The sequence below is a fragment of the Paenalicyclobacillus cellulosilyticus genome (assembly GCF_014647315.1).
GTDB lineage: Bacteria > Bacillota > Bacilli > Alicyclobacillales > Alicyclobacillaceae > Alicyclobacillus_J > Alicyclobacillus_J cellulosilyticus.
Window position 1 is genome coordinate 1 of record NZ_BMOY01000132.1, and the last position, 241, is coordinate 241.

At 49.4% G+C, this 241-nt stretch carries 1 pseudogene; it reads left to right on the plus strand.

Features of this window, described 5'->3' with window-relative positions:
- Positions 1–15 precede the first annotated feature (15 nt).
- A pseudogene (locus IEX97_RS13745) lies at positions 16–241 on the plus strand (NADH-quinone oxidoreductase subunit D); the annotation flags it as partial.

Genomic DNA, 241 nt, shown 5'->3' on the forward strand with positions numbered 1-241 from the left:
GGGGTTTTGCGGTTGGTGATGGAGTTGGATGGCGAGACGATCGTTCGCGCTGATCCGCACATTGGGTTGCTTCATCGTGCTACCGAAAAGCTCGCTGAAACGAAGCCTTATATTCAAAGCATTGGTTATATGGACCGTCTGGATTATGTATCCATGATGTGTAACGAGCACGCGTATGTACGTGCGCTCGAGAAATTACTTGGCGTCGAAGCTCCAATACGAGCTCAATACATTCGCACCA